This is a genomic window from Actinotalea sp. JY-7885, assembly GCF_014525465.1.
Taxonomy (GTDB): domain Bacteria; phylum Actinomycetota; class Actinomycetes; order Actinomycetales; family Cellulomonadaceae; genus Actinotalea.
This window is the reverse complement of the sequence record NZ_JACEXH010000127.1, coordinates 1-9,966: the sequence shown is the minus strand read 5'-3', so window position 1 is coordinate 9,966 and position 9,966 is coordinate 1. Positions and strand designations below refer to the sequence as shown.

10 protein-coding genes are annotated in these 9,966 nt (G+C 75.4%); 7 read left to right on the top strand and 3 right to left on the bottom strand.

Going from position 1 to position 9,966, the window contains the following annotated elements:
* From IDM29_RS11840 to IDM29_RS17530, 4 genes are all read left to right on the top strand, one after another.
* Positions 1-922, top strand: a 922-nt coding sequence (locus IDM29_RS11840; RefSeq protein WP_255500204.1) for a sensor histidine kinase, incomplete at its 5' end; no start/stop codon positions are given.
* On the top strand, positions 919-1,584 hold the full coding sequence (locus IDM29_RS11835) for a response regulator transcription factor (RefSeq protein ID WP_182111884.1): 666 nt from the start codon (positions 919-921) through the stop codon (positions 1,582-1,584). The genes IDM29_RS11840 and IDM29_RS11835, both read left to right, overlap by 4 nt.
* A gap of 118 nt (positions 1,585-1,702) precedes the next feature.
* Complete coding sequence (locus IDM29_RS11830) at positions 1,703-2,452, top strand: ABC transporter ATP-binding protein (RefSeq protein ID WP_182111883.1); 750 nt, start codon at positions 1,703-1,705, stop codon at positions 2,450-2,452.
* Positions 2,453-2,457: 5 nt separating this feature from the next.
* Positions 2,458-4,347, top strand: coding sequence for an ABC transporter permease (locus IDM29_RS17530; RefSeq protein ID WP_255491904.1), 1,890 nt, complete (start codon positions 2,458-2,460; stop codon positions 4,345-4,347).
* 57 nt (positions 4,348-4,404) lie between these two features.
* On the opposite strand, the gene IDM29_RS11820 is transcribed toward IDM29_RS17530, so the two are convergent.
* Together IDM29_RS11820 and IDM29_RS11815 are read right to left on the bottom strand one after the other, a co-directional pair.
* Complete coding sequence (locus IDM29_RS11820; protein ID WP_182111881.1) at positions 4,405-5,403, bottom strand: ADP-ribosylglycohydrolase family protein; 999 nt, start codon at positions 5,401-5,403, stop codon at positions 4,405-4,407.
* A 110-nt stretch (positions 5,404-5,513) separates the two neighbouring features.
* Positions 5,514-6,476, bottom strand: coding sequence for a manganese catalase family protein (locus tag IDM29_RS11815; protein ID WP_188037563.1), 963 nt, complete (start codon positions 6,474-6,476; stop codon positions 5,514-5,516).
* Positions 6,477-6,609: 133 nt separating this feature from the next.
* Here IDM29_RS11815 and IDM29_RS11810 point away from each other — a divergent pair, with 133 nt between their 5' ends.
* Positions 6,610-7,170, top strand: a complete 561-nt coding sequence (locus IDM29_RS11810; RefSeq protein ID WP_182111879.1) for a YqgE/AlgH family protein — start codon at positions 6,610-6,612, stop codon at positions 7,168-7,170.
* A 25-nt stretch (positions 7,171-7,195) separates the two neighbouring features.
* Here IDM29_RS11810 and IDM29_RS11805 read toward each other — a convergent pair whose 3' ends face one another.
* Positions 7,196-7,693 carry an FBP domain-containing protein gene (locus tag IDM29_RS11805; RefSeq protein ID WP_188037562.1) on the bottom strand — a complete coding sequence of 166 codons (498 nt, stop codon included), beginning with the start codon at positions 7,691-7,693 and terminating at the stop codon, positions 7,196-7,198.
* Between the two features lie 420 nt (positions 7,694-8,113).
* Here IDM29_RS11805 and IDM29_RS11800 point away from each other — a divergent pair, with 420 nt between their 5' ends.
* Positions 8,114-9,013, top strand: coding sequence for an LLM class flavin-dependent oxidoreductase (locus IDM29_RS11800; protein ID WP_188037561.1), 900 nt, complete (start codon positions 8,114-8,116; stop codon positions 9,011-9,013).
* 11 nt (positions 9,014-9,024) lie between these two features.
* A partial coding sequence (locus IDM29_RS11795) for an LLM class flavin-dependent oxidoreductase (RefSeq protein WP_188037560.1) occupies positions 9,025-9,966 on the top strand: 942 nt, incomplete at its 3' end.

Sequence of the window (9,966 nt, the reverse complement as noted above, 5' to 3'; positions counted from 1 at the left end):
CCAGCCCGTTCCCGGCGCGCCGCTGGTGACGGTCGGCGCGGCCCTCGCGCAGGCGGCGGCGATCGTCGGCCTCCCGATGCTGGCCGGCGTCGTCGTCGGCGCGCGGAGCGAGACGGCCGAGGCGCGGGCCCGCCAGGCCGAGGCGCTGAGCCGCGAGCACGGCGCACGCGTGGAGACCGCCGTCGCGCGCGAGCGCGCTGCGATGGCGCGCGAGCTCCACGACATCGCAGCGCACCACCTGTCGGGCATCGCCGTGATGACCGGGGCGATCGGCCGCCAGATCGACGTCGACCCGGAGGCCGCCAAGACGGGCGTGGAGCGCGTCCGCGCGGAGACGTCGGCGATGCTCGACGAGCTGCGCAGCCTCGTGCGTCTGCTGCGGGACACGCCCGACGAGGCCGACCACCCGGTCGAGACGCTCGCGGCGGTCCCGGCGCTCGTGGAGCGGGCGCGAGCCTCGGGCGTGGACGCCACCCTCACCACGCTCGGCAGCCCGGCCGACCGGTGGGACGCCGTCGGGCCGCTCGCCCAGCTCGCCGCGTTCCGCACCGTGCAGGAGTGCCTCGCCAACGTCGTCCGCCACGCGCCGGGTGCGCGGTGCGAGGTGCTCCTCGACGCCCGTGACCACGCGGCCCTGGTCGTCAGCGTCACGAACGGCCCGGCGGCCGGGGGAGCGGTGCCGCTCGACGTCGGCGCCGACGCCCGCCCCGGGGGTGGGCTCGGGCTGGTGGGCATGCAGGAGCGCGCGGACCTGACCGACGCGAGGCTGACGTACGGGCCTCGGCCCGACGGCGGCTGGCGGGTGGAGCTCGCCGTGCCGACGCACCAGGACCTGGTCCCGCGCGACACCGACCCCCTCGAGACCGACCCCCTCGGCAGCGACGCCTCGCTCGCCGGACCGCAGGACGGAGCGACCCGATGATCCGTGTGGTGATCGCCGACGACCAGCCGCTCGTGCGCGCCGGCCTCGGCGCCATGCTCGGCGTGGAGCCGGACCTCGAGGTCGTCGCGGAGGTCTCCGACGGCGCCCAGGCCGTCGAGGCCGCGCGCCGGCTGCGCGCCGACGTCGTCTGCATGGACGTGCGCATGCCGGGCACCGACGGCATCACCGCGACGCGGGAGCTGTCCGGACCCGGCACCGCGGAGCCGATCCCCGTGCTCATCCTGACGACCTTCGACGTCGACGAGTACCTGTTCGGGGCGCTGGAGGCCGGCGCCTCGGGCTTCCTGCTCAAGGACGCGGAGCCCGCGACGGTGGTCGAGGCCGTGCGGTCCGTGGCGGCCGGCAACGGCACCCTGGCGGACACGCTGACCAAGCGCGTGGTCGAGGAGCTGTTGACCCGCCGGCGCACCCAGCCGGTGACGGCCGCGCGCGCGAGCGAGCTGCTGACGGCGCGCGAGCTCGAGATCCTCCTGCACCTCGCGCAGGGCATGTCCAACGAGGAGATCGCCCAGGCGCTGTACCTGGAGGTGTCCACGGTGAAGTCCCACCTGGCGCGGATGATGCCCAAGCTGGGCGTGCGCTCGCGGCTCCAGGCCGTCGTGTGGGCCTACCAGAACCGCGTGGTCGACGTCGGCGTCTGAGGGCCTCCATCGAAGGATGGAACTGTGCCGGGCCCTCCTTCAGAGGCTCGATGGGCACCCCCGCCGCTTCCTAGGTTCGAGATCGACATCAACGACCTCGAACCCACGGGAGCAGATCATGACGACGCCGATCACGGCAGAGGCGACGGCGACCGCCGTCCGCCTCGTCGACATCCACAAGACCTACCCGGGCCGGGAGCCCGTCCACGCCCTGCGCGGGGTCTCCCTCGAGCTGCTCGCCGGCTCGGTGACCGCCGTCGTCGGCCAGTCCGGCTCGGGTAAGTCCACGCTGCTCAACTGCGCGGCGGGGCTCGACACGCCCACCCGCGGCGCCGTCGTCGTCGGCGGCCACGACCTCACGGTGCTGCGGCCCGACGACCTGACCCGGTTCCGCCGCCAGCACGTCGGCTTCGTCTTCCAGGCCTACAACCTCATCGGGCACCTGACGGCGCGCGAGAACGTCCGGCTGCCGCTGGCGCTCTCCGGCCGCCAGGTCGATCTCGCGTGGGAGGCGTCCCTGCTGGAGTTCCTCGGAGTCTCCCCGCTCATGGACCGCCTGCCGGGCGAGCTGTCCGGGGGGCAGGCCCAGCGCGTGGCGATCGCCCGCGCGCTCATCACGCGGCCCGCGGTCGTCTTCGCCGACGAGCCGACGGGCGCGCTGGACTCCCGCACGGGGGCCGCCGTGCTCGAGGTGCTGCGCGACACGGCCGGCGAGCTCGGCCAGACGGTGGTCATCGTGACGCACGACGCGGTGGTCGCGGCCGCCGCCGAGCGCGTCGTCGTCCTCGCGGACGGGCTGGTCGTCGACCAGCTCGAGCGCCCCACCGCCGAGCAGGTCACCGCTCGCCTCCTCACGAAGGGTCGGTGAGCACCATGTGGCAGCTCGCGTCCTCGGGCGTCCGCGCCCACCGCGGTGCCTTCGCCGGCACCGCCGTCGTCCTCGCCGTCGCGGCGGCCGTGCTGGCCGTCACGGGTGTCATCTTCGAGTCCGGCCTGCGCACGCAGGCCGCCGGGGCCACGGCCTCCGGAGGGACCCTCGTCGCCCTCGCCTCGTCCTACTCCGGGACGCTGCTCGTCGTCGTGGTCATGGTCGTCGCGGCGACCGTGAGCCTCGCGCTGCGCAGTCGGCGGCGCGAGTTCGCGCTGCTCCGCGCGGTCGGCGCCACGCCGGCGCAGGTCCGGCGGGCGGTCACCCTGGAGGTGGCGGTGGTCTCGCTCGTCGCCGCCCCCGTCGGCGCGGTGGCCGGGCTGTTCGGCGCCCGGCTGCTCGACCCCGTGCTGGTCCGCAGCGGGATGGTCGCGCCGGACTTCACCTCGGCGCTCTCGCCGCTGCCCGTCCTCATCGCCGTGCTGCTGATCATGGTCACCGCGGTGCCCGTGGGCCGGCTCGGAGCGCGGGAGGCGGCGCGCACCGCACCCACCGCGGCGATCCAGCAGAGCGCGGTCGAGGACCGCCAGGTCGGCGCCGTCCGGCGCGTCATCGCCCTGCTGCTGACCCTCGGCGGCCTGGCCATGGCGTTCGCCGGGCTGTGGCTGCCCGGGACGACCGGCGGCGCCATGGCGTCGCTGTCCGCCTTCATGCTGGTCGGTGCCGCGGCCCTCGCGGGGCCGGTCCTCGTCGGCTGGGTCTTCGACCGCCTGGCGCGGATGGGTCCGGCCAGCGGCCGCCCGGCGACGATGCTCGCCGTCCGGAACGTCCGCGGGTTCTCGCGGCGGCTGACGACCGTCGTCGTGCCCCTCGCGCTGGTCGTCTCGGCCGCGACGATCCAGACCAGCGTCAACCGGGCGATCGAGACCGGCATGCGGCAGGAGATGACCGCCGCGATCACCTCGGACCTCGTCGTCACGCCGGCCGGCGACCCGTCGCCGGACCTGCCCGCACAGGTGGCCGACGTGCCCGGGGTGGCCACCGCCGTCCCGCTGGCTCAGGTCCCCGCCGAGGTGGGCACCGACGGCGAGGAGGGCGGTCCCATGACCTGGGAGGCCGCGGCCCTGCGGGTCGTCCCGGGCGACACCGGGATCCTCGACCCCGACGTCGTCAAGGGCACGCTGGCCGACCTCGACGCCCCGGACACGGTGGCTATCAGCACCGACACGGCCTTCACGGCCGGCACCGGGCTCGGGGAGACCCTGGCCGTGCGGTTCGGGGAGGAGGTCGTGGAGGCGAGGGTCGTCGCGGTGTACTCCCGCGGCCTGGGCGTCGGAGGACTCCTCACCGGTCCCGCCACGGCGCAGGCGCACGGGCTTCCCGTGGTCGCCGACACCGTGCTCGTCGACCTCGGACCGGGCGCCGAGCGCTCGGACGTCGTGGCGGCGATCGCGGCGCTGGGCGCGACGGCGACCGGCGTCGAGGCGTACGTCGGCACCGCGATGCAGGCGGGCGGCGACAACGAGATCGGCGTCGTGCTGCTCATGCTGCTCCTGGGCGTCGTCGCGGTGGGTGCGGCGAGCACGCTGGCGATGACCACTGTCGCCCGGCGGGAGGAGCTCGCGCTGCTGCACCGCACCGGCAGCACCCGGCGCCAGCTCATGGCGATGACGACCGTCGAGGCGACGATCACGGGCGTGACGGCGTGGGTGCTCGGCACCGTCGCGGTGGTCCCCGCGATCATCGGCGTCAGCGCCGGGGTCCTCGACGGCCCGCCGGTGGTCGACCTGCCGGCGTACGGCGTCGTCAGCGCTGCCGTGGTGGTGTTCGCGCTGGTCGCGACGGCGCTCGCGGCGCGGCGCACCACGCAGGTGGCGACAACCGTCGTCGCCTGAGCAGGCAGAAGGGCCGCCCCGCTCGTGCGGGGCGGCCCTTCCGCTGCGCGCGGGGACCTACGACGGCAGACCGGTGAGCGCCAGGCCGCGCTCCGCCAGCTCCGTCAGCCGCAGCCCGGGCCAGCCGTGCACGACGTCGCGCCACGGCCCCGGCACCGCCGAGGCGCCCCAGCGGGCGCCGAGCAGGGCGCCGGCGATGGCCGCGACGGTGTCGGCGTCGCGGCCCCCGCGCACCGCCGCCTCGAGGGCCAGCCGCAGGTGGTCCGCGGGGTCGGCGTCCGGGACGGGCGTGCCGACGACCGCGGACCACGCCGCCTGGAGGGCCTCGACCACCCAGCCGTTCTTCGTGAAGTCGGCCGGCCGCCGCCCCTCCGCGTCGGCCAGGCGCGCCTCCCAGAGGTCCCGGCGGTCGGCGTCGAGCAGCCGCAGGCCGTCACGCACGTCCACCACGCCGTCGAGCACCGCGAGCCGGATCGCGGCGCACCAGAGCACGCACGCGTCACCGGCGTCGGGGTCGCGGTGCGTCAGCTCGCTGACGGCCCGGGCGGCCGCCACCATGCCGGCCTCGTCGTCGAGGTAGGCGAGCGCGACCGGCGCGGTCCGCATGAGCGAGCCGTTGCCCCCGGTGCGGCCCGTGAGCTCGTGCAGCTCGCGTGCGGCGGCCCGCATCGCGGCGGCGGTGACCTGCCCGGCGTCCGACGCCGCGTCGATCACGCGGCTCGTCTGGATGCCGACGTCGGTCGCGGTCCCGGCCCACTGCGCCCAGCCGGCGGCGACGTCGTCGAGCAGGTCCGTCAGCGCGGCGCCGCGGCGCCGCGCCTCCTCGGCCGCCTGCAGGATCACGACGGCCATCTGGGTGTCGTCGGTCCACTCGCCCGGGGCCCAGCCCAGGTCGCCGCCCCCGATCATGGCGACCTCGACGTCGTCGGGCAGCGGCGGCCCGAACTCGTACGGTGCCCCCAGGGCGTCGCCGCAGGCCATGCCGGCCAGCACGCCCGCGGCGCGGTCGCGGACCGCCGGATCCGCGACGCCGACACCGGTGCCGGAACGGGTCATGAGCAGTCCTCCACGAGCGCGCCGGGTGTGCATGCCTCGGGAGAACGTACCGGGCCCCGCCGCAGACGTGGTCTGCGCCGGGGCCCGGGTCGGTGGCCGTGCGGCCCGGGCTACGCCGTCGCCGGCGGCACCGGGCCGTAGAGCGGCTGGACCTCGTCCATCTCGAGCTCGGCCGTGCGCTGGATGAGCGCGAGCAGCTCGGGGTCCAGGCCGGGGGAGAACTCCTCGAAGCGCTCCTCCGCGATCGTCATCGGCACCCCGGCCGGCGCCTGCTCGCTCGCGTCGAGCTGGGTGCCGTCCTTGGACGGGGACATGCCCTGGAAGATCTTCCCGGCCTCGGACTGGGCCGTGAGGTCGAAGCTGTACTGCTTGCTCTGCAGCCCGAGGTCGACGAGCTTCTTGACCTCCGGGAACTTCTCCGCGGACGTCTTCGGGATCGGCAGCACCTTGCCCCAGTCCACCCCGAGCGTCTCCAGCGCGCGCGCATAGGCGTTCTCGTGCGCCTGGTCACGGACGATGAGGTACGCGATCGTCGATCGTGCGGTCTTGTTGTCCGTCATCTCGTAGATCCGGCACTTCTGGAGTCGACCGGTCGCCTCGAGCATGAGGTTGTACAGGAGGTCGAGAACGAGGTTGCCCGAGTTGTAGACGTACGTGCCGCTCCACGGGTTGCCCGCCGCGTCGACCGGCCGCGCGCCCTGGGCCGCCACCAGGTAGTGGTGGATGTTGCTGTGGTCGAGCGCGATGTCGAGGGGCGTCGCGCCGCCGGCTCCCGGCTCGTCGAGCGGGTCCGTCTTCTTCCCCTGGTAGCGCGGTGACCCGTCGAGCAACCGGGAGATCGTCGTCCCGATGAGCTCGACGTGGCTGATCTCCTCGGTGCCGACGCCCTGGATCAGGTCCTTGTACGGCTTGGCGTCCGGACCCCGGAAGTTGATGCTCTGGAACAGGTACTGCATCATCGTGCGCATCTCGCCGAACTGGCCGCCGAGCCCCTCCTGGAGGGCGTTCGCGGCTGCCGGGTCCGGCTCGTCGGGGACGATCTCGTTGATCAGTCGCTGAACATGCAGGTACATGTCGCCTCCTCCGTTGGGACGTGCGGTACCCCCACCGTCGCTCCTCTCGCGCGGAACGGCACCTCGAGGCCTCGGGTGCCGTCGGTGAGCTCGATGACGGGGGCATGCTGGACGGGGCAGGCAGGATGGGGGGATGGCCAGGACGTCGCTCGTACCCGGGGACCTCCTCGTCGCGGTGCCGCACCTCGCCGACCCGAACTTCCGGCGCGCCGTCGTCCTCCTGCTCCACCACGACCACGAGGGCGCGCTCGGCGTCGTCCTCAACCGGCCGATCGCGGTGCCGGTCGGCTCGGTGCTGCCCGCGTGGCACGACGCGGTGAGCGAACCGGCGACCCTCTTCCAGGGCGGCCCGGTGGGGCTGGACGGCGCGCTCGGGCTGGCCGTGCTGCGCGTGGGCGTGGAGCCGCCGGCGTCCGTGTCCCCGGTGACGACGTCGTTCGGCCTGGTCGACCTCGACGGCGATCCCGACGAGGCGCGCGGCGTCCTGGGGATGCGGGTCTTCGCCGGTCACGCCGGCTGGGGCGGCGCCCAGCTCGAGGACGAGGTCGCCGCGGGGGACTGGTTCGTGTTCCCCGCGCTGCCGTCCGACGCGATCACGTCGGACCCGGAGCGCCTCTGGCGTGCCGTCATGCGCCGCCAGGGCGGCTCGATGGCGATCATCTCGACGTTCCCGGACGACCCGCGCCTCAACTGAGGACGCGGGTCGCCCGGTACCCCGCTCAGGCCTCGCTGAGCACCTCGCGCACGAAGCGCTCGGACCGTGCGCGCAGCCCGGCGACGCGGCGCTCGACGACGACGTCGGCCGGGTCGGTGCCCAGCTCGACGATCTTCGGCAGGCGCCGCACGTTGCGCGAGCACTCGAAGGTCGTGCACACCAGGGTGCCGACGGTGTCGCCCTTGCGCCCGGCGGCGCCCGCGCGCGCCGCGACGTACAGGGCGACGTCGTTGGTGGCGTAGACGTCCTCGCACCAGGCGCACACGGCACGACGACGCCGCCCGCCCGGCTCGGGCGTGCGCAGCGCCACGCCCACGGGCGCGTCGTCGACCGGGACGACGACGTACGCGCGCAGCGGCGCCTTGCGGTCGATCCAGCCCAGGAGGTCCAGGCGGTCCCAGCGGGTCTGCGCCAGGTCGAGCGGGAGCGCGAGCTGCGCGGCCTCGCGGCGCGAGCAGTTCACGAAGGACGAGCGGATCTGCTTCTCGGTCAGGGGGTTCATGGCTCTCTCGGGTCTCTCGAGGGCCCGCGCGGGCGTCGCCGAGGGCGGCCGCCAGGACGGGGCGGAGGAAGGGTGGTCGGGGACGACCGCCGAGAGGCCGGAGAACCCCGACCGGGGTCGGGGCAGGGGCGCCGTGAGGCGTCAGGCGTCGAGGGCGGCCGTCGAGGCCCCGCCCGAGCAGGCCTGGTCGGCCGCTCCGTCCCTGCGTCGCATCGCGACCCCGTCCCTCGTCCACGGGCCCGTCCCGTGGCTCTGCCCCTCATCATGCGCCTCTGGCGGGCCGACGCCCAAGCCGGGCGTGCCGGACGGCGTCGTTCGTCGCCGGCGGGCCCGCGGGAAGCGCCGGGGCGATCACGGTGTTGCCGCAGAGCACGGCGCCGGAGGACCGGCGACGCAGGCACGACGAGGGAGCGCGACGCGATGACGGACTACGGGCACGACCTCCTGCTCGGCTCGTTCCTGACGCCGACGGCCCAGGCGCCCGAGCGGGTCGTCGACCTCGCCCGCCTCAGCGAGGACGTCGGGCTGGACCTGGCGACCTTCCAGGACCACCCGTACCAGGGCGGGTTCCTCGACACCTGGACGCTCATGAGCTGGGTCGCGGCCGTGACCCAGCGCATCCACGTGGCCGGGAACGTGCTCAACCTGCCGCTGCGTCCGCCCGCCGTGCTCGCGCGCGCCGCCGCGAGCCTCGACCTGCTCAGCGGCGGACGCGTCGAGCTCGGCCTGGGTGCCGGGGCGTTCTGGGACCCGATCGTCGCGATGGGCGGACGGCGCCTGACGCCCGGCCAGAGCGTCGACGCCCTGAGCGAGGCGATCGACGTCGTGCGCGGCATCTGGGCCGCGCAGGACCGGTCCCGCCTCGTGGTCGACGGCGCCCACCACCACCTCGACGGCGCCAAGCGCGGGCCGGCGCCCGCGCACGACATCGGGATCTGGCTCGGCGCGTACAAGCCCCGCATGCTGCGCCTGACGGGTGCGAAGGCCGACGGCTGGCTGCCGTCGCTCGCCTACGTCGAGGGCCTGGGTGACCTCGCGGCCGCGAACGCGATCGTCGACGAGGCCGCGGAGGCCGCCGGGCGGCGCCCGGGCGACGTCCGGCGCCTGCTGAACATCGGCGGCCGCGTCACGGCGCAGGCGAGCGACCGGTTCCTGGTGGGGCCGCCCGAGCAGTGGGTCGACCAGCTCGCGGCCCTCACCCTGGAGCAGGGCTTCAGCGGCTACGTCCTGGGCGGGGACGACCCGGCCCTGCTGACCGTCTTCGGCCGCGAGATCGGGCCCGCGCTGCGCGAGCTCGTCGCCGCCGAGCGCGCGCGCTGAGGGGGACGGCCGTGGACTACGGGCACCCGCTGACCCTCGGCGTCTTCGTCACGCCGTCCAACGACGCGTCGCTGCGGCCCGTCGAGCTCGCCGTGCACGCGGAGGAGGTCGGCCTCGACCTCGTCACGTTCCAGGACCACCCGTACCAGCCGCGGTTCCACGACACGTGGACGCTGCTGAGCTGGGTCGCCGCGCGCACCGACCGCATCCGGCTCGCACCGAGCGTGATCGACCTGCCGATGCGGCCCGCCGCGGTCCTCGCGCGCGCCGCGGCGAGCCTCGACCTGCTCAGCGGCGGGCGGCTGGACCTCGGGCTCGGGGCGGGCCACTTCTGGGACGCGATGGCGTCGATGGGCGCCGAGCGCCTCACCCCGGGCGCCTCGGTCGACGCGCTCGGCGAGGCCGTGGACGTCCTGCGCGGGATCTGGGCGGCGTCCGAGCGGCGACCGCTCGCCGTGCCGGGGGAGCACCACCGCGTCGCGGGCGTCCAGCGCGGCCCCGCGCCCGCCCATGACATCGGCATCTGGGTCGGCGGTGGCCGGCCGCGCATGCTCCGGCTCGTCGGGACGACGGCCGACGGCTGGGTGGTCCCCGGCGGCACCGACGGGCTCGTCGCCCTGCCCGCCGGGAACCGCGCGATCGACGAGGCCGCGCTCGCGGCGGGCCGCGACCCGCGCGAGATCGTCCGGGTCGTCAACGTCTCGGGTCGCTTCGCCGAGCGCGACGGCGGGCTCCTGCAGGGCCCGCCCGCGCAGTGGGTCGACCAGCTGCTCCCGGTCGTGCTGGAGCACGGCGCCGGCACGATCGTGCTCGCGACGGACGACGCGGACGACATGGCCCGCTTCGCGGCCGAGGTCGCGCCGGCGCTGCGCGAGGCCGTGGCGGCCGAGCGGTCCGCGCGGGGGACCGCGGTCGGCGTCGTACGGCGGCTCGAGGTGCGCGCCCGGCGGCGG